We start from the raw sequence: 17,952 nt of genomic DNA on the forward strand, positions 1-17,952 counted from the left end.
GTGCTTTTTTTTTTTTTTTTTTGTTTTTTTGCTTTCTTTTGGGGGGGGGGGGGGTGTGTGGGGTGGGGGGCCATCCCCCCCACCAACCCCCCCCCCCCCCCGCGGGAGGGGCTTACTGGCAGGCTTCGCAGTCGGGGTCGTCGATGCGGCAGGCGGCGCCTTCCGTGGCGACGAAGTCGACGTCGGGCGCGGGCGGCGGCGTCGGCGCGGGGGCCGGAGCAGGCGCCGGGGCCGGGGCCGGGGCCGGGGCGGCCGCCGGGGCCGGGGTGGCCGAGACGGCGTTCAGCTTGCCGTCGGTGCCGCGCAGGGTGCTCTTCTCCACATGCGTCGCGGACTGCGCGCGCAGGTAGTACGTGGTCTTGAGGCCCTTGTGCCACGCGTAGCGGTACAGCTCGTCGAGCTTGCGGCCGCTCGGCGCCGCGATGTACAGGTTCAGCGACTGCGCCTGGTCGATCCACTTCTGGCGCACCGAACCGGCGTCGACGATCCACTTCGACTCGATCTCGAACGCCGTCGCGTAGAGCGCCTTCAGGTCGTCCGGCACGCGGTCGATCTGGCCGAGGCTGCCGTCGAAGTACTTCAGGTCGCTCACCATGACCTCGTCCCAGAGCCCGCGCTCCTTGAGGCTCTTGACCAGGTGCGGGTTGACGACGGTGAAGTCGCCGGACATGTTCGACTTGACGAACAGGTTCTGGAACAGCGGCTCGATCGACTGGCCCACGCCGGAGATGTTGGAGATCGTCGCGGTCGGGGCGATCGCCATCACGTTGGAGTTGCGCATGCCGACGGTCTTGACGCGCTCGCGCAGCGGCGCCCAGTCCAACGTGGACGACAGGTCGACGTCCAGGCCGTCACCCTGGCGGGCGTCGATGAGCAGCTGCATCGAGTCGATCGGCAGGATGCCCTTGCTCCACAGCGAACCCTCGAACGACTGGTACTGCCCGCGCTCCTCGGCGAGGTCGGTCGACGCCGAGATCGCGTAGTAGGACAGGTGCTCCATGGAGACGTCGGCGAACTTGACGGCCTCTTCGGAGGCGAACGGGACGCCGATCTCGAACAGCGCGTCCTGGAAGCCCATGATGCCCAGGCCGACCGGGCGGTGGCGCAGGTTGGAGCGGCGCGCCTCCGGGATCGTGTAGAAGTTGATGTCGATCACGTTGTCCAGCATGCGGACGGCCGTGCGCACGGTCTTCTCGAGCCGCTCAGTGTCCAGGCCGGCCGGCGTGACGTGCTTGAGCAGGTTCACCGAGCCGAGGTTGCAGACCGCGACCTCGTCGACGGTGGTGTTCAGCGTGATCTCGGTGCACAGGTTGGACGAGTGCACGACGCCGACGTGCTGCTGCGGCGAACGCAGGTTGCACGGGTCCTTGAACGTGATCCACGGGTGGCCGGTCTCGAACAGCATGGTCAGCATGCGGCGCCACAGGTCGACCGCGCGGATCCGGCGGAACACCTTGATCTCGCCCCGGTCGGCCATCGCTTCGTACTCGCGGTAGCGGGCGGCGAACTCGTTGCCGTAGAGGTCGTGCAGGTCCGGCGTCTCGTTCGGCGAGAACAGCGTCCACTCGGCGTTCGCCTCGACGCGGCGGAGGAACTCGTCGGGCACCCAGTTCGCGGTGTTCATGTCGTGGGTGCGCCGGCGGTCGTCACCGGTGTTCTTGCGCAGGTCGAGGAACTCCTCGATGTCCACGTGCCAGGTCTCGAGGTACGCGCAGGCCGCGCCCTTGCGCTTGCCGCCCTGGTTGACCGCGACGGCGGTGTCGTTGGCGATCTTGAGGAACGGCACGACGCCCTGCGACTGGCCGTTGGTGCCCTTGATGTGCGCGCCGAGGCCGCGGACCGGGGTCCAGTCGTTGCCGAGGCCGCCCGAGTACTTGGCCAGCAGCGCGTTGTTCTTGTAGGCCTGGAAGATCGAGTCCAGGTCGTCGTCCACCGTGGTCAGGAAGCAGGACGACAGCTGCGGGCGCGTGGTGCCCGAGTTGAACAGCGTCGGCGTCGAAGCCATGAAGTGGAAGCTCGACAGCAGCTCGTAGAACTCGATCGCGCGGGCTTCGCGGTCGTCTTCCCGGATCGCGAGACCCATGGCGACGCGCATGAAGAACGCCTGCGGCAGCTCGAAGCGGGTGCCGTCGTGGTGCTGGAAGTACCGGTCGTACAGCGTCTGCAGGCCGAGGAAGCCGAAGTCGAGGTCGCGCTCGGGGCGGATCGCGGCGGTGATCTTGTCCAGGTCGAAGCGCTGCAGCTCGGGGTCGACCAGCTCCAGCTCGATGGCGCGGCGCAGGTAGGCGCGGAAGTACGCCGGGTACTCGCCCGCCATCTCGTCCTGGCTGGCCTGGCGCGGGGTGCCGGCGAGGTAGCTCAGCGCTTCGCCGCGGAGCTTGTCCAGCAGCAGCCGCGCGGAGACGTAGGAGTAGTTCGGCTCCTGCTCGACGAGCACGCGGGCGGCCAGGACCTGGGCCAGGGCCAGCTCGTCGGCGCTGATGCCGTCGTAGAGGTTGCGCTTGGCCTCGGCCAGCACCGGCTCGGCGCTGACGTCCTCGAGACCGGCGACGGCCTCGCCCACGACGTGGGACACGCGGGCCCAGTCGAGCGGGCGCAGGACACCGTCGGTGCCCTTGACGTTGAGCGTGGCTTCGGTCGTCGCGGGCTTGGCGGCCTCGCGGGCCTTGCTGCGCTCCTCGCGGTAGAGGACGTAGGCGCGGGCGACCTTGTGGTGCTCACCGCGCATCAGGGCGAGCTCGACGATGTCCTGGATCTGCTCGATGTGCAGGGCGGTCTCGGGGCCGGCGTGGCGCAGCAGGGTGGTCTCGACCTGCTGGGTCAGCTCCGCGACGACGTGGTGCACGCGGGAGGACGCGGCGGCGTCGCCGCCCTCGACCGCGAGGAACGCCTTGGTCAGCGCGACCGAGATCTTCCCGGCGTCGAACGGCGACACGCTGCCGTCCCGCCGGATGACCCGGATCGCGGTGGGTGTGTCGGCGGCAGAGGGCCGCTGACCGGTTTCGACTGACATGCGTGTCTCCAAGTTTTCGGGCGCGTTCGATCGCCACACGGCGTCATGAGGCCGTGCGCTGCGGTTTCCTGAAAGCTGCCCGGCCGCCCTCTGCAGCGGTCTCCCCGTCGCTGGGGGCTGCCGGTTCCCAGAGACTACATGTTGGGGTCGGGGTCCGCGCGGTACCCCAGATGGCGTGTCATGAGTTCACTCTGGCGGGGTTACGTGATCACCCTGAGGTGCTGCTCAAGCCCCGAAACGCAGCTCACTGCCGGGGAGGGCGAGGCTCAGGAAGGGGCGCCGGCCGGCCAGGTAGCCGAGCGGGCCGCTCGCGTTGACCGTCCAGTCGGCCGCGGCGAGCCCGGGCCGGATCTTCGCGCCGACCGGCGTCCGCACGGGGGTGCCGTCGCGGTCCTGGAGGACGTCGAAGCGGCCGGGGAGGGCGAGCGGCGAGCCCGGCCGCGGTGTGAAGGCCGCGGTGGCGATCCAGTCGTCGCCGGTCGTCGCGGTGTACGTGCGGTCGGTGAACTGCAGGGCGGCGAGGTCTTTCGGGATGGCCCACAGCTCGCGGCCGCCGGCGAGCGAGACCTCGGAGTCGACCCAGATCTGCGTGATGGTGCACGTCGTCCGCTTCCCGCGGACCGGGACGGCGGCGAGCAGCTCGTGGTAGCTGAGCTGCCCGGGCTCGCGGTAGGCGATCCAGGCGGTGAACACGGTGGTGTACCCGGCGACGGACAGCGCGCCGGGGTGCACGTCACGCGCGGGGACGCGCCAGATCGACACGTGCGCGTCGGCGACCAGGTTCCAGGGCTGCGGGGGATAGGGGGTCATTTCTCCAGCCAGGGCAGGTAGTCGGGCAGATCCCGCTCGACGCGCATGCCGAACGACGGCGGCCGCTTCTGCAGGAACGACAGCACGCCTTCGACGGCGTCCGGGCTCGCGCCCAGGCCGCCGATCAGCTTCGAGTCGAGCTCGTGCACCGGGAACGGCGACGGGGCACTCGCCATCCGGTAGAGCAGCTGCCGGGTCACCGCGACCGACACCGGCGCGGTCTTCTCGACGATCTCGTTCGCGAGCTTCTTCGCTTCGGCCAGCACGGTTCCGGTGGGGAAGGCCTTGTGCACCAAGCCTTTTTCCAGGGCTTCGGCGGCGGGGAAGACACGCCCGCTGATCATCCAGTCGAGCGCGGTGCCCATGCCGACGAGCCGTGGGAGGAACCAGGCGGAGGCGCCTTCGGGGTAGATGCCGCGGCGGGTGAAGACGAACCCGAACCGCGAGTCCTCCGACGCGAGCCGGTAGTCGCACGACAGCGTGATGGTGAGCCCACCGCCGACGGCCGCGCCGTGCAAGGCGGCGATCACGGGCTTGTTCATGGTGAAGATCCGCTTCGAGCACCGGCCGGCGGGCTCCTGCCACGCCGCATCCGGTCCCTCGCCGGGATCGAAGTCGAAGCCGCCCTGCGAGAGATCGGCCCCGACGCAGAAGTCCCGGCCGGCCCCGGCCAGCACGACGACGCGGACGTCCTCGTCACGGTCGGCCCGGTCCATCGCGGCCTCGAGCTCGTCGGCCATCCGGATCGTGTAGCCGTTGCGCGCCGCGGGCCGGTTCAGCGTGACCGTGGCAACCCGGTCCGCGACGGTGTAGGTGATCTCGGCGTAGTCGGCCATGCGACGAAGTTATGGCAGCGGGGCGCTACTGGCAAGATGTCAATAGCGGGTCCGCAGCGTCCGGGGCGAAACAATCAGGCGTGCTTGATTTTTCTGTCGGCCGGTGCCACGCTGGCTGCCGGACGCAAGGAGGCGGGCGATGGCGGATCTCGGCGTGATCCTCGGGGATCTCGACGCGGAGACACGGACGATCGACGACGTGGTGGCGGCGCTGCCCGCGGCCGATTGGGCGCGCGCGACACCGGCGGAGGGGTGGACGATCGCGCACCAGATCGCGCACCTGGCCTGGACCGACCGGAAGGCCCTGATCGCGGCCGCGCACCCGGAAGACTGGCAGGCCGAGGTCGAAGAGCTCCTCAAGGCCGGGGAGACCTACGTCGACGACGGGGCCGCCGCCGGGGCGCAGCGGCCGCCCGGTGAGCTCCTCGAAGACTGGCGGGCCGGTCGCGCGGCGCTGGCCGAAGCCCTCGCCGCCGTCCCCGACGGGCAGAAACTGCCCTGGTACGGGCCGCCGATGAGCGCCGCCTCGATGGCCACCGCGCGGATGATGGAGACCTGGGCCCACGGGCAGGACGTCTTCGACGCGCTCGGGCTCACCCGCGAGCCGACCGCGCGGCTGTGGCACATCGCCCGCTTCGGCACCCGCACCCGCGACTTCGCCTACAAGGTCCACTCGCTCGCCCCGCCGGCCGAGGAGTTCCGCGTCGAACTGACCGCGCCCGACGGCTCCACCTGGGCGTTCGGTCCCGAGGACGCCGAGCAGAAGCTCACCGGCACCGCGCTGGACTTCTGCCTCGTCGTCACCCAGCGGCGGCACCCGGCCGACACCGGCCTCGTCGCCCACGGCGCCGACGTCGAAGAGTGGCTCGGCATCGCGCAGGCCTTCGCGGGTCCGCCTGGCAACGGCCGGAAGCCGGGACAGTTCGCATGACTTACCGCATCGGAAACGCCTCGGGCTTCTACGGCGACCGGTTCTCCGCGGTCCGCGAGATGCTCACCGGCGGCCCGCTCGACGTCCTGACCGGTGACTACCTGGCCGAGCTGACCATGCTCATCCTCGGCCGCGACCGGATGAAGGACCCCACCCGCGGCTACGCCAAAACGTTCCTCCGGCAGATGGAGGAGAACCTCGGGCTCGCGCAGGAAAAGGGCGTCAAGATCGTCGCCAACGCGGGCGGGCTGAACCCCGCCGGGCTCGCCGGCGCTCTGCGCGAACTCGCGGCCAAGCTCGGCCTCGACGTCAAGATCGCGCACGTCGAAGGCGACGACCTCGTGGCCCGGGCCGGCGAGCTGGGACTCGGGAAACCGTTGACCGCCAACGCCTACCTCGGCGCCTGGGGCATCGTCGAGTGCCTGAACGCGGGCGCCGACGTCGTCGTCACCGGCCGCGTCACCGACGCCTCGGTGATCGTCGGGCCGGCCGCCGCGCACTACGGCTGGGCCCGCGACGACTTCGACGCCCTCGCCGGCGCGGTCGCCGCCGGGCACGTCATCGAATGCGGCGCCCAGGCCACCGGGGGCAACTACGCCTTCTTCACCGAGCACGCCCTGGGCGTGCCCGGGTTCCCGATCGCCGAGATCGAGGCCGACGGCTCCAGCGTCATCACCAAGCATCCGGGCACCGGCGGCGTGGTGAACACCGGCACGGTCACCGCGCAGCTGCTGTACGAAATCACCGGCGCGCGGTACGCCGGGCCCGACGTGACCACCCGGTTCGACACGCTCGCCCTGAGCCAGGACGGGCCGGACCGCGTCCGGATCTCCGGCGTCCGCGGGGAAGCGCCGCCGCCGACGCTCAAGGTCGCGCTGAACACCCTCGGCGGGTTCCGCAACGAGACCACGTTCGTCCTCACCGGACTCGACATCGAGGCGAAAGCCGCGCTGGTGCGCGAACAACTCGAAGCGTCCATGAAGGACCGGCCGCCCGCCGACGTGCGGTGGACCCTCGCCCGCACCGACCACGCCGACGCCGACACCGAGCAAACCGCGAGCGCGCTGCTGCACGTCGCGGTCAAGGACGCCGACCCGAAGGTGGCCGGGCGCGCCTTCACCGGCGCGGCCGTCGAACTCGCGCTGGCCAGCTATCCCGGATTCCACGTGACCGCGCCGCCGTCGGACGCCTCGCCCTACGGCGTCTACACCGCGGCCTACGTCGCCGCGGACGAGGTGCCGCACGCCGCCGTGCTGCCGGACGGGATGCGGGTCGACATAGCGCCTTCGTCGTCCACCCTGGACTTGTCCGAAGTGGACGAGCCGGCGCTGCCCGAACCGCTCGGCCACGGGCCGGTGCGGCGCGTGCCCCTGGGCACCGTCGCCGGCGCCCGCAGCGGCGACAAGGGCGGCAACGCCAACCTCGGCGTCTGGGTGCGGTCCGAAGAGGCGTGGCGGTGGCTGGTGCACCGGCTCACCGTCGCGGAGTTCAAGCTGCTGCTGCCCGAGACCGCCGCCTTGCCGGTGACGCGGTACCTGCTGCCGAACCTGTGGGCGATGAACTTCGTCGTCGAAGGCATCCTCGGCGAAGGCGTCGCGTCGCAGGCCCGGTTCGACCCGCAGGCCAAGGCCCTCGGCGAGTGGCTGCGGTCGCGCGAGATCGACGTCCCGGAGGTCCTGCTGTGACCGATCCTTTCCGGACCCCCGAACGGGCCGAGCTGCGCAAGACCGTGCGCAAGTTCGTCGAGCAGGAGGTCCTGCCGCACCTGGACGACTGGGAACGCGCCGGTGAGCTGCCCCGCGACCTGCACCGGAAGGCCGGGGACCTGGGTCTGCTGGGCGTCGCCTTCCCCGAGGAGATCGGCGGCGGCGACGGCAACTACCTCGACGCGCTGGTCGTCGCCGAGGAGATGCACTACGCGGGCGGCTCCGGCGGGCTGTTCGCCTCGCTGTTCACCTGCGGCATCGCCGTCCCGCACATCGCCGAGGCGAACGATCCCGTCCAGATCGAACGCTGGGTGCGGCCCACCCTGGCCGGGGACAAGATCGGGTCGCTCGCCGTCACGGAACCGGACGGCGGCTCCGACGTCGCCGGGATCCGGACCACCGCCGTGCGCGAGGGCGACGAATACGTCGTCAACGGCGCCAAGACGTTCATCACCTCCGGCTGCCGCGCGGACTTCGTGACGACGGTGGTGCGCACCGGCGGCGACGGCGCGCACGGGCTGTCGCTGATCGTCGTGGAACGCGGGACACCGGGGTTCACGGTGAGCCGCAAGCTCGAAAAGATGGGCTGGCTCTGCTCCGACACCGCCGAGCTGTCCTACGTGGACGTCCGGGTGCCGGTGGAGAACCTGGTGGGTGCCGAAAACAGCGGGTTCGCCCAGGTCGCCACCCAGTTCGTCACCGAACGGCTGTCGCTGGCCGTGCAGGCGTACGCGCACGCCGAGCGCGCGCTCGACCTGACGCTCGACTGGTGCCGGCTGCGCGAGACGTTCGGCCGTCCGCTCATCTCACGGCAGGTCGTCCAGCACAAGCTCACCGAAATGGCGCGGAAGATCGACGTCGCCCGCACCTACACCCGGCAGGCCGCGATCCGGCACGTCTCCGGCGAAGAGGTCATCGCCGAAGCCTGTTTCGCGAAGAACACCGCCGTCGAAGCCGCCGAGTGGGTGGTCAACGAGGCCGTCCAGCTGCACGGCGGCCTCGGCTACATGCGCGAGTCCGAAGTGGAGCGGCACTACCGCGACGTCCGGATCCTCGGCATCGGCGGCGGCACCACCGAGATCCTCACCGGCCTGGCCGCGAAGCGATTGGGATACACCTCGTGACAACCTTGAGGTCCACAGTGGACGTGCGGGCCGCCGAGTTCGGCGCGAACCGCGAGGCGATGCTGGAGAAGCTCGCCGAGATCGACGCCGAGCACGCCAAGGCCGTCGCCGGGGGCGGCGAGAAGTACGTCGAGCGGCACCGCAAGCGCGGCAAGCTCCTCGCGCGGGAACGGATCGAGCTGCTGCTCGACGCGGACTCGCCGTTCCTGGAGCTGTCGCCGCTGGCCGCCTGGGGCACCGACTACCGCGTCGGCGCGAGCCTGGTGACCGGCATCGGCGTCGTCGAAGGCGTCGAGTGCCTGATCTCGGCCAGCGACCCGACGGTCAAGGGCGGCGCGAGCAACCCGTGGACGACCAAGAAGAGCTTCCGGGCCGCGGACATCGCCGCGCAGAACCGGCTGCCGTCGATCAACCTCGTCGAGTCCGGCGGCGCCGACCTGCCCACCCAGAAGGAGATCTTCATCCCGGGCGGCCGGATCTTCCGCGACCTCACGCGCGCCTCCGCGGCGGGCTGCCCGACGATCGCGCTGGTGTTCGGCAACTCCACCGCCGGCGGCGCGTACCTGCCGGGCATGTCGGACTACGTCGTGATGGTCAAGGAACGCGCGAAGGTGTTCCTCGGCGGCCCGCCGCTGGTCAAGATGGCCACCGGTGAGGAGTCCGACGACGAATCGCTCGGCGGCGCCGAGATGCACGCGCGGACCTCGGGCCTGGCCGACTACCTGGCCGCCGACGAGCAGGACGCGATCCGGCTGGGCCGCAACATCGTCAAGCGGCTCAACTGGACCAAGCAGGGGCCGTCGCCCAAGCCGGACTACGAAGAGCCGCTCTACGACGCCGAAGACCTGCTCGGCATCGTGCCGACCGACCTCAAGGTGCCCTTCGACCCGCGCGAGGTCATCGCCCGGGTCGTCGACGGGTCCGACTTCGACGAGTTCAAGCCGCTGTACGGCTCGTCGCTGGTGACCGGCTGGGCGAGCATCCACGGCTACCCGGTCGGCGTGCTGGCCAACGCCCAGGGCGTGCTGTTCGGCGAGGAGTCGCAGAAGGCCGCGCAGTTCATCCAGCTGGCCAACCAGATCCACACGCCGCTGGTGTTCCTGCACAACACGACCGGCTACATGGTCGGCAAGGAGTACGAGCAGAGCGGCATCATCAAGCACGGCGCGATGATGATCAACGCCGTCTCGAACTCGAAGGTGCCGCACCTGTCCGTCCTCATGGGAGCGTCCTACGGCGCCGGGCACTACGGGATGTGCGGCCGCGCCTACGACCCCCGCTTCCTGTTCGCCTGGCCGAGCGCGAAGTCCGCGGTGATGGGCCCGGCGCAGCTGGCCGGCGTGCTGTCCATCGTGGCCCGCGCGGCCGCCGAAAGCCGCGGCCAGGAGTACAACGAGGAGCACGACAAGGCCATGCGCGCCATGGTGGAGGGTCAGATCGAAGCCGAGTCGATGCCGATGTTCCTCTCCGGCATGCTTTACGACGACGGCATCATCGACCCGCGTGACACCCGCACGGTGCTCGGCCTGAGCCTGTCCGCGATCCACAATGGACCAGTGAAGGGCGCCGAGGGCTTCGGCGTCTTCCGGATGTGAGCGAGCGATGATCCAGAACCTGCTGGTCGCCAACCGCGGCGAGATCGCCCGCCGCGTCTTCCGCACCTGCCGCGACGCCGGCATCGGCACGGTCGCGGTGTTCTCCGACGCCGATGCCGCGGCGCCGCACGTCCTCGAAGCCGACGCGGCCGTCCGCCTGCCCGGCAACGCGCCTTCGGAGACGTACCTGCGAGCCGAGCTGCTGGTGAAGGCCGCGGCCGAGACCGGCGCCGACGCCGTGCACCCGGGCTACGGTTTCCTCTCGGAGAACGCCGCCTTCGCCCGGGCCGTCCTCGACGCCGGGCTCACCTGGGTCGGGCCACCGCCGGAGGCCATCGAGACCATGGGCTCCAAAGTGGAGTCCAAGCGGCTGATGGCCGCGGCCGGCGTGCCCGTGCTGTCCGAACTGGACCCGGACGCGGTGACCGAGGACGACCTCCCGCTGCTGGTCAAGGCGTCCGCGGGCGGTGGCGGCCGCGGCATGCGCGTGGTCCGCTCGCTCGACGAGCTGGCCGAGGCGGTGGAAGGCGCCAGTGCGGAGGCCGGATCCGCGTTCGGCGACCCGACCGTCTTCTGCGAGCGCTACCTCGAGACCGGACGTCACATCGAGGTCCAGGTGCTCGCCGACACCCACGGCACGGTGTGGGCGGTGGGGGAGCGGGAGTGCTCGATCCAGCGGCGGCACCAGAAGGTCGTCGAAGAGGCGCCGTCGCCGTTCGTCGACGCAGGCATGCGCGAGGAACTCTTCGAGGCCGCGCGCAAGGCGGCCAAGGCGATCGACTACGTCGGCGCGGGCACGGTCGAGTTCCTCGCCGGCCCCGACGGCCGGTTCTACTTCCTCGAAATGAACACCCGGCTGCAGGTCGAGCACCCGGTCACCGAGAACGTCACCGGCCTCGACCTGGTCGCCCTGCAGCTGCGGATCGCCGAGGGCGAGCGGCTCCCGGCCGACCCGCCGCCCACCGTCGGCCACTCCATCGAGGTCCGGCTCTACGCCGAAGACCCGGCCGCGGGCTGGCAGCCGCAGAGCGGCACGCTGCACACCTTCGCCGTGCCCGATGTGGACCGTACGTTCGCGCACGGCCCGGGCCTGCGGCTGGACTCGGGCTTCGAGACCGGGTCCGTGGTGGGCGTCCACTACGACCCGATGCTCGCCAAGGTGATCACCTGGGCGCCGACCCGCGCCGAAGCCGCCCGGCGGCTCGCGAAGGCCCTGGCCGCCACGAAGATCCACGGCGTCGTCACCAACCGCGACCTGCTGGTGAACATCCTGCGCCACGAAGCGTTCCTGGCCGGGGAGACCGACACGGCGTTCTTCGGCCGCCACGGCCTCGACACCCTGGCCGCGCCACTGGCCACTGTGGACACCGAACGGCTGGCCGCCCTGGCCGCGGCCCTGGCAGACGCGGCGGGCAACCGGGCGTCGGCGACCACGCAGCGCCGGCTGCCGAGCGGGTGGCGCAACGTCCGCTCGGCCGGCCAGCGCAAGGTCTTCACGGTGGCCGGCCGCGAGTACACAGTGGTCTATTCGCTGACGCGGGACGGCTTGCGGGCGGAAGGTTTCGAAGCCGAGCTGGTGTCGGCCGAGCCCGGCCGGGTCGTCCTGGACGTCGCCGGAGTGCGGCGCACCTTCGACGTCGCCCACCACGACGGGGTGTCGTATGTGGACTCGGCGCTCGGCTCGGTGGCGCTCAAGGCCGAGCCGCGGTTCGCCGACCCGGACGCGGCGCTGGCCGCCGGTTCGCTGGTCGCGCCGATGCCGGGCACGGTCGTCCGGCTCGCCGTGCAGGCCGGGGACCCGGTCAAGGCCGGCGATCCGCTGCTGTGGCTCGAGGCGATGAAGATGGAACACCGGATCGCCGCCCCCGCCGACGGCGTGGTCGCGGAACTGCCGGTCACGGTCGGACAGCAGGTCGAAGTGGGCACGATCCTCGCCGTCGTCGGAGACGCGCCATCGGACTCAGTGGTGGGAGAAGCAGAATGAACGCGATGAACTTCATCGAGCCGGAAGAGCGGATCGCGCTCCGGAAGGCCGTCGCCGAACTCGGCGCCAAGTACGGCCACGAGTACTACGCGCGCAAAGCCCGCGCGGACGAGAAGACCCACGAGCTGTGGGACGAAGCCGGCCGCCTGGGTTACCTCGGCGTCAACATCCCCGAGGAGTACGGCGGCGGGGGCGCCGGCATCGCCGACCTCGCCGCGGTCCTCGAGGAACTCGCCGCCGCGGGCTCGCCGCTGCTGCTCATGGTCGTCTCGCCGGCGATCTGCGGCACGGTGATCTCCCGGTTCGGCACCGAAGAGCAGAAGAAGCAGTGGCTGCCTGGCATCGCCGACGGCAGCAGGCGGATGGTCTTCGCCATCACCGAGCCGGACGCCGGGTCGAACTCGCACAAGATCACCACCACCGCCAAGCGCGACGGCGACGGCTGGGTCCTCAATGGACGCAAGGTCTACATCTCCGGCGTCGACGAGGCCGACGCGGTGCTCGTCGTCGGGCGCATGGAGGACTCGAAGACCGGCCGGCTCAAGCCCGCGCTGTTCATCCTGCCGACCGGCACCCCGGGCTTCGAGTACACGAAGATCCCGATGGACATCGTGGCGCCGGAGAACCAGTTCTCGCTGTTCCTCGACGACGTCAAGCTCCCGGCCGAGGCGCTGGTCGGCGAAGAGGACGCGGCGATCGCGCAGCTGTTCGCGGGCCTCAACCCGGAACGCATCATGGGCGCGTCGTTCTCCCTCGGCATCGCGCGGTACGCCCTGGCCAAGGCCGTCGGCTACGCCAACCAGCGGCAGGTCTGGGGCGCCCCGATCGGCACCCACCAGGGCCTCGCGCACCCGCTGGCCGAAATCAAGATCGAGCTGGAACTGGCCAAGCTGATGACGCAGAAGGCCGCGTCGCTCTACGACTCCGGCGACGACTTCGGCGCCGGTGAATCGGCGAACATGGCCAAGTACGCGGCCGCCGAGGTCGCGATCCGCGCGACCGACCAGGCCGTGCAGACCCACGGCGGCAACGGTCTCGCCACCGAATACGGCCTCGGCACCCTGGTCACGGCGGTGCGGCTGGGCCGGATCGCGCCGGTGAGCCGCGAGATGGTGCTCAACTTCGTGGGTCAGCACAGCCTCGGCCTCCCGAAGTCGTACTAGGAGCGTCTTGACCGGCATCCGCGAACCCCAGCAGGAACGCAGCCGCACCACGCGGCGGCGGTTGGTCGAGGCCGCGCTGGACAGCTTCGGCGAGCGCGGCTGGCACGGCGTGACGGTGGCCGGCATCGCGGAACGCGCCGGCGTCTCCCGCGGCGCGGCCCAGCACCACTTCCCGGCCCGCGAGGACCTCGTGGTGGCGGCGGTCGACCTGCTGGGCGAGGCCCAGATCGACGAGCTGCGGGCCCAGGCCGCCGACCTCCCGAGCGGCGCGTCCCGCATCGAGCGCGTCGTGGAGATGGTGCTGAACCTGTACACGGGCCCGCTGTTCCGCGCGGCCCTGCAACTGTGGTCGGTGGCGGCGACCGACGAGGCGCTGCGGGACGTGCTGGTTCCGTTGGAGGCGCGGGTGGGTCGCGAGGCGCACCGCGTGACGGTGGAGCTCCTCGGCGTCGACGAGTCGCAGCCGGGGGTGCGCGAACTGGTCCAGGCCACCCTGGACCTGGCCCGCGGCCTCGGTCTGGCGAATCTGCTCACCGACGACACCCGCCGACGGCGCCAGATCGTCCGCGAGTGGGCGCGGACCCTGGAGCTGCGGCTCACCGCGAGCTGAGCCCACCCCGGATGGCCCTGCGGCGCGGAGGTTCCGAGACCGGACGGAACCTCACCCGCGGCCGAAACGTCATAGGGCCGTAAGTAACACAATCGGCCCAATGGGCGAATGACAGGTAGTAGCGAACCTCAGGGGAAGGCAAGTCCGGTGTCCGGTTCAGGAGTCGAGCTCACCCACCGCGCGATGGCCATGCTGAAGGCGGTGGCCGCCGGTCGTGCGCAGATGTCCTGCAGCTGCGAGCCCGATCTCTTCGTCGACGGATTCGCCTGTTGCGATCAGATGACCGCGCACGCCCTCGCCCACGGCGGCTACCTCCGGCCCGCTCCCGAAGGGGCCACCGGCCGGGTCGCCGCGGAACTGACCGAGGCCGGCCGCGCCGCGCTGGCGGTCACCGCCGCCTGAGCCGCCGCGTCACGCAGGGTCGTGACGTCGCTCAGGTGTTCGATTTCTCCCGGGTCGCCGACCTGGCAGGCTTGTCCCATGGCGGAGCACCCACCACCGGTGGACAACGAGGCGACGGTCTTCCTCCCGAAGGAGCTGCGGGGCCCGCACTGGCCCACCCGCGACCCGGACGTCTCCCGGCGCCCCTACGACGAGTTCGCCGGCCAGATCGTCGCGCGCCCGCCCGCGTCGCCGGTCAGCGCCGGCCGCGGGGAAGGCGCCGGCTCGTCGCTCGCCCGCTCCAGCGGCCGGATGGCGGTCGCCTCCGCCGTCAGCCGGGTCACCGGGTTCGTCGCGAAGCTGCTGCTCGCCGCCGTCGTCGGGACCGGGGTCGTCAACGACTCCTTCACCGTCGCGAACACCCTGCCCAACATCGTCTTCGAACTGCTCTTCGGCGGCGTCCTGGCCAGTGTCGTGGTGCCGCTGCTGGTGCGCTCCCACGACGACCCGGACGGCGGCCGCGCCTACACGCAGCGGCTGATCACGATGGCGCTGGTGCTGCTCGTCGTCGGCACGGCGATCGCGGTGGCCATCGCCCCGCTGTTCACCGCCCTCTACGTCGACAAGTCGTCGGCCACCGCGAACCCCGGGCTGACCACCGCGCTGGCGTACCTGCTGCTGCCGCAGATCCTGTTCTACGGCCTGTTCGCGCTGCTCTCGGCCATCCTCAACGCGCAGAACGTCTTCGGCCCGCCGGCCTGGGCGCCGGTGCTGAACAACGTCGTCGTCACCGGCACGCTCGTCGTGTTCGCGCTGGTGCCGGGGGAGCTGACCCTCGACCCGGCCCGGATGAGCGACCCGAAGCTGCTCGTGCTCGGCCTCGGCACCACGCTCGGCATCGTCGCGCAGGCGCTGGTGCTGATCCCGGCGCTGCTGCGCACCGGGTTCCGGTTCCGCTGGCGCTGGGGCTTCGACCCGCGGATCCGGGAGTTCGGCGGGCTCGCGGCGTGGATCCTCGGCTACGTCGTGGTCAGCCACGTCGGGTTCGTCGTCACCACCCGCGTGCTGACCGGCGGCTCCAGCGGCGGCGTCACGGCCTACAGCTACGCGTCGCTGCTCTTCCAGCTGCCGTACGGCATCCTCGGCGTTTCGCTGCTGACGGCGCTGCTCCCGCGGATGAGCCGCGCCGCGGCGGACGGCGACACGGTGTCGCTCGTCGGCGACCTCTCGCTGGCTTCCCGCATGTCGACGGTGCTGTTCGTGCCGATCTCGGCGGTGCTGGCCGTGGTCGGCACCCCGATCGGCATCGCGATCTTCACCTGGGGCCGCGGCACCCTGGCCGACGCCGAACGGCTCGGCCAGACGCTGGCCGTCTCCGCGGTCGGGCTGCTGCCGTTCGCGCTGGTCATGCTGCAGCTGCGGGTGTTCTACGCGATGAAGGACGCCCGCACGCCGACGCTGATCATGCTGGTGATGACGGCGGTGAAGATCCCGTTGCTCCTGCTCTGCCGCGGCCTCCTCGACGCCGAGCACATCGTCTACGGCGTGATGCTGGTCAACGGCGCGGGGTTCGTGGTCGGCGCGGTCCTCGGCCAGGTGTGGCTGTGGGTCCGGCTGGGGCACCTGCGCAGCAAGCGGTCGCTGCGGGTCGGGCTGATCACGCTCTCGGTGAGCGTGCTGGGGGTGGTGGCGGCGGTGCTGGCGGGGTACGCGGTCCCGGCGTCGCTCGGGGTGATCCCGGCGGCGTGGGTGAAGCTGCCGGTCCAGGGACTGCTGGGGATGGCGGTGCCGTTCGGGTTGCTGGCGGTGCTGAGGCTGCCGGAGTTCGCCCCGGTGACCCGCCGGGTGGCCGGCTTGGGACGGCGGCTGGTGGCTCGGTGAGGGTGTGGCGGACCCGCCCGCCGGGCCTGGTGGCGGCTCGTTGACAGCTACGGCCGGGAACGCCATCCGGTTGTCTCGAAACGGTAACGAGAGCGCGGCGATCGGCGCGTTTACTTTTGCAGCAAGGGTTTCTACTATCCACCCGGATCATGCGGCCGCGGGCGAGCGCGGCGGCGGGGGTACGGGCGGAGGTCGTGCATGACGCGCAGTGCGCGCAGGCGGCGGGACCGGGTGACGGTCGACGAGCTGCTCCGGCAGACCGGGGCGCGGCCGCGCAAGCCCGGCTCGCGTGCCGCCGAGCTGGCTGCGCGCCGGGACACCGGGGACGGGCCCGGGCCGAGCGGGGCGGCGCGGATGGCGCTGGCGTCGGCCGTCATCGTCGTGCTCGGCGGGCTGGTGCTCGTGCTCGCGACGCGGCCGGATCCGGTGCCCGGGTCCACGCAGTTCCCGCAGCTGCAGCCGGCCACCGCCGTTTCGTCGTCGCCGACCGTGCCGGCCGTCCCGACCGAGACGACCACGCCGTCGCCGGTCGTCATGCACGCGCGCCGGACGCCGACCCCGACGCCCACCCCGACCGTCACCGTCGAGCTGCCACCCCCGCCGCCGGCCACGACGAAGGCGACTCCGCCGCCCACCTGGAACCCCTACCAGTGCTACCCGTACTACTGCGGGCCCTACTCCGGCGGCCCGCGGCGCTGATCCGCGAAGGCCCCCTCACCGGCCCCGATGCCGGTGAGAGGGCCTCCGACTGCCCCACTACGGGCCTGTGTCAGCCGGTGTAGCCGGCGACGATCTTGGTGAAGGCGTACTTGTCCTGCGTGATGCCGCTGCACTCGCCGCCGCCGCTGCAGTCGCGGTTGGTGGCCCAGAACGTGAAGCGGGCCAGGTGGTGGCTCGCCGCGTAGCTGCGGATGGAGGTGAAGTTCGCGACCGTGACGGTCTCGCCCGCGTTGTCGGTCTTGCCGTTCATCGAGGACAGGCCGCTGTGCCGGTAGGCGGTGTCGTCGCTCCAGCCGAACGTCGTCTTGAGCTGGTTCTTCAGCCCGTCGACCGCGGACTTGGTGTGGGCGGCCATGTCGCCGCCGCTGGAGAAGTCGAACGGCATGACCGACCAGACGTCGACCGGGGCGCCGATCGCCTTGGCCTGGTTGATCAGGCGCTTGCCCCAGCTGTTCGGGCCGGTGGTCTCGGTGCCGATCGTGATGACCACGCGCAGGTTCGGGTTCTTCTGCTTGGTCAGCTTGACCGCGTTGAGGATCCGGTCCTGCACCGTGTTGTTCTCGAACTCGTCGGTGTTCTCGATGTCGAGGTCGATCGCCTTGAGGCCGTAGGCGTCGATCACCTTCTGGTACGCGCCCGCCAGCGCCGAGGCCGACGTGCACTTCGAGCCCAGCTTCGTGCCGGACCACCCGCCGAAGGAGGGGATCACGTCCCCGCCCGCGTTGCGGATGTTCTGGATCATCGTCTTGTCCGAGCCGGTCAGCGACCGGGTGCCGTCCCACTTCGGGTTGCAGGAGCCGTCCGAGAGGACGAACGCGAGCGTAAACGCTTTCACGCCGGTCGCGGACATCGCGGCGGTCGGGCTGGTCTGCCCGCCCCACTGGTACAGGTACGGGGAAGCGAGCACCGGGTCGGTCGCGGCCATGGCCTGCGGGGCGAGCCCGGCCGTCGTCGCCAGCGCGGCCGAGGCCGCGGCTGCGAGGGTGACTAGACGGCGCACTGATTTCATGGGGGTCCTCCGAATGCAGGGTGGAGCACCTCCGGTTTGAGGCGGCGGGATCAACCCGGGAGGAGTGCTGTGTGCCACCACACAATGGACTAGACCAATATTGCGTGTCAACCCTCCTTCGGTCGGAAAATGACCCACGGAGTCGTCCGGACCACCGACGTCGAATTCCCCTGAAGGCGGATCGACACC

The 17,952-nt window shown here is 70.9% G+C and carries 14 protein-coding genes; 10 read left to right on the forward strand and 4 right to left on the reverse strand.

Going from position 1 to position 17,952, the window contains the following annotated elements:
- Positions 1-112: 112 nt before the first annotated feature.
- The 3 genes from AB0M93_RS18575 to AB0M93_RS18585 all read right to left on the reverse strand — a co-directional run bounded on the left by AB0M93_RS18575 (position 113) and on the right by AB0M93_RS18585 (position 4,659).
- Positions 113-3,013, reverse strand: coding sequence for a ribonucleoside-diphosphate reductase subunit alpha (locus AB0M93_RS18575; protein ID WP_364274955.1), 2,901 nt, complete (start codon positions 3,011-3,013; stop codon positions 113-115).
- Between the two features lie 225 nt (positions 3,014-3,238).
- Positions 3,239-3,823, reverse strand: a complete 585-nt coding sequence (locus AB0M93_RS18580; RefSeq protein ID WP_364274957.1) for an acetoacetate decarboxylase family protein — start codon at positions 3,821-3,823, stop codon at positions 3,239-3,241.
- Positions 3,820-4,659, reverse strand: a complete 840-nt coding sequence (locus tag AB0M93_RS18585; protein ID WP_364274959.1) for an enoyl-CoA hydratase-related protein — start codon at positions 4,657-4,659, stop codon at positions 3,820-3,822. The genes AB0M93_RS18580 and AB0M93_RS18585 overlap by 4 nt, the downstream gene beginning before the upstream one ends.
- 139 nt (positions 4,660-4,798) lie before the next feature.
- Between AB0M93_RS18585 and AB0M93_RS18590 the strand changes: the two genes are divergently transcribed.
- The 10 genes from AB0M93_RS18590 (at position 4,799) to AB0M93_RS18635 (ending at position 16,733) form a co-directional block, all read left to right on the forward strand.
- Positions 4,799-5,590 (forward strand): TIGR03084 family metal-binding protein, encoded by a 792-nt coding sequence (locus AB0M93_RS18590; RefSeq protein WP_364274961.1) that lies wholly within the window; start codon positions 4,799-4,801, stop codon positions 5,588-5,590.
- Positions 5,587-7,275 (forward strand): acyclic terpene utilization AtuA family protein, encoded by a 1,689-nt coding sequence (locus AB0M93_RS18595; RefSeq protein ID WP_364274963.1) that lies wholly within the window; start codon positions 5,587-5,589, stop codon positions 7,273-7,275. Before AB0M93_RS18590 ends, AB0M93_RS18595 begins: the two co-directional genes overlap by 4 nt.
- Entirely contained in the window at positions 7,272-8,420 is a 1,149-nt protein-coding gene (locus AB0M93_RS18600; RefSeq protein ID WP_364274965.1) for an acyl-CoA dehydrogenase family protein, read from the forward strand. The genes AB0M93_RS18595 and AB0M93_RS18600 overlap by 4 nt, the downstream gene beginning before the upstream one ends.
- A complete protein-coding gene (locus AB0M93_RS18605; RefSeq protein WP_364274967.1) occupies positions 8,417-10,015 on the forward strand; it encodes a carboxyl transferase domain-containing protein in 1,599 nt (532 codons plus the stop codon). The genes AB0M93_RS18600 and AB0M93_RS18605 overlap by 4 nt, the downstream gene beginning before the upstream one ends.
- A 7-nt stretch (positions 10,016-10,022) precedes the next feature.
- Entirely contained in the window at positions 10,023-11,999 is a 1,977-nt protein-coding gene (locus AB0M93_RS18610) for a biotin carboxylase N-terminal domain-containing protein (protein WP_364274969.1), read from the forward strand.
- Entirely contained in the window at positions 11,996-13,162 is a 1,167-nt protein-coding gene (locus AB0M93_RS18615; RefSeq protein ID WP_364274971.1) for an acyl-CoA dehydrogenase, read from the forward strand. Before AB0M93_RS18610 ends, AB0M93_RS18615 begins: the two co-directional genes overlap by 4 nt.
- 7 nt (positions 13,163-13,169) lie before the next feature.
- Positions 13,170-13,772 (forward strand): TetR family transcriptional regulator, encoded by a 603-nt coding sequence (locus tag AB0M93_RS18620; protein ID WP_364274972.1) that lies wholly within the window; start codon positions 13,170-13,172, stop codon positions 13,770-13,772.
- A gap of 147 nt (positions 13,773-13,919) precedes the next feature.
- The gene (locus AB0M93_RS18625; protein WP_364274974.1) at positions 13,920-14,174 is read left to right on the forward strand and encodes a hypothetical protein; all 255 of its coding nucleotides are present in this window, start codon (positions 13,920-13,922) and stop codon (positions 14,172-14,174) included.
- Between the two features lie 78 nt (positions 14,175-14,252).
- Positions 14,253-16,034, forward strand: coding sequence for a murein biosynthesis integral membrane protein MurJ (gene murJ / locus AB0M93_RS18630; protein WP_364274976.1), 1,782 nt, complete (start codon positions 14,253-14,255; stop codon positions 16,032-16,034).
- A gap of 198 nt (positions 16,035-16,232) precedes the next feature.
- On the forward strand, positions 16,233-16,733 hold the full coding sequence (locus AB0M93_RS18635) for a hypothetical protein (protein WP_364274978.1): 501 nt from the start codon (positions 16,233-16,235) through the stop codon (positions 16,731-16,733).
- A 70-nt stretch (positions 16,734-16,803) separates the two neighbouring features.
- Here the strand turns inward: AB0M93_RS18635 and AB0M93_RS18640 are convergent, their stop codons facing one another.
- Positions 16,804-17,763, reverse strand: a complete 960-nt coding sequence (locus AB0M93_RS18640; protein ID WP_364274980.1) for a chitinase — start codon at positions 17,761-17,763, stop codon at positions 16,804-16,806.
- Positions 17,764-17,952 lie beyond the last annotated feature (189 nt).

It is taken from the genome of Amycolatopsis sp. NPDC051102 (assembly GCF_040682815.1).
GTDB lineage: Bacteria > Actinomycetota > Actinomycetes > Mycobacteriales > Pseudonocardiaceae > Amycolatopsis.

Bases quoted from the DNA above. Each gene is read 5' to 3' on its own strand.
- AB0M93_RS18575 (WP_364274955.1), bottom strand. From the start codon at position 3,013: ATGTCAGTCGAAACCGGTCAGCGGCCCTCTGCCGCCGACACACCCACC.
- AB0M93_RS18580 (WP_364274957.1), bottom strand. From the start codon at position 3,823: ATGACCCCCTATCCCCCGCAGCCCTGGAACCTGGTCGCCGACGCGCAC.
- AB0M93_RS18585 (WP_364274959.1), bottom strand. From the start codon at position 4,659: ATGGCCGACTACGCCGAGATCACCTACACCGTCGCGGACCGGGTTGCC.
- AB0M93_RS18590 (WP_364274961.1), top strand. From the start codon at position 4,799: ATGGCGGATCTCGGCGTGATCCTCGGGGATCTCGACGCGGAGACACGG.
- AB0M93_RS18595 (WP_364274963.1), top strand. From the start codon at position 5,587: ATGACTTACCGCATCGGAAACGCCTCGGGCTTCTACGGCGACCGGTTC.
- AB0M93_RS18610 (WP_364274969.1), top strand. From the start codon at position 10,023: ATGATCCAGAACCTGCTGGTCGCCAACCGCGGCGAGATCGCCCGCCGC.
- AB0M93_RS18615 (WP_364274971.1), top strand. From the start codon at position 11,996: ATGAACGCGATGAACTTCATCGAGCCGGAAGAGCGGATCGCGCTCCGG.
- murJ (WP_364274976.1), top strand. From the start codon at position 14,253: ATGGCGGAGCACCCACCACCGGTGGACAACGAGGCGACGGTCTTCCTC.
- AB0M93_RS18635 (WP_364274978.1), top strand. From the start codon at position 16,233: ATGACGCGCAGTGCGCGCAGGCGGCGGGACCGGGTGACGGTCGACGAG.
- AB0M93_RS18640 (WP_364274980.1), bottom strand. From the start codon at position 17,763: ATGAAATCAGTGCGCCGTCTAGTCACCCTCGCAGCCGCGGCCTCGGCC.